1 protein-coding gene is annotated in these 370 nt (G+C 44.9%); it reads right to left on the minus strand.

Annotated features, from left to right (window positions below; translation table 11 throughout):
- Nucleotides 1-370: KR prefix domain-containing protein (locus SB775_RS27805; RefSeq protein ID WP_410864374.1), on the minus strand; the 370-nt coding region annotated here is incomplete at both ends.

The following is a 370-nucleotide window of genomic DNA, read 5'->3' on the forward strand; positions in this document are numbered from 1 at the left end:
CTTTGAACTGAGCAGGATCAACGATCTCTTCTTTGTCCGACACATTCCATAGATGGAGCATGCGGCCGGTCTTTAATTCATCTGCTTCAAGCGCTGCAATGAGCCTGACGTAATCCCCCTTGATTCTCGGATTCATCTGATACATTCCTTTTGACAGGCGTAAAAATTCATGCCCCTTCTTCACAGAACCATAGGACTGATTCGTTTGTTTGAATTGTGCGTCAAGCGATTGGTAAAGCCCTTTTTCATCCTCGAAAACGAGTATATGATCAGTGGAAGCTGGCTGAGACGGACCGATATGTTCCTTCGCCCATATGCGTTTGAAAAACCAATCTGGGAGTGTTTGATCATTTTCTGAGGCAAGATCAAG

This window comes from Peribacillus sp. SIMBA_075, from assembly GCF_046534585.1.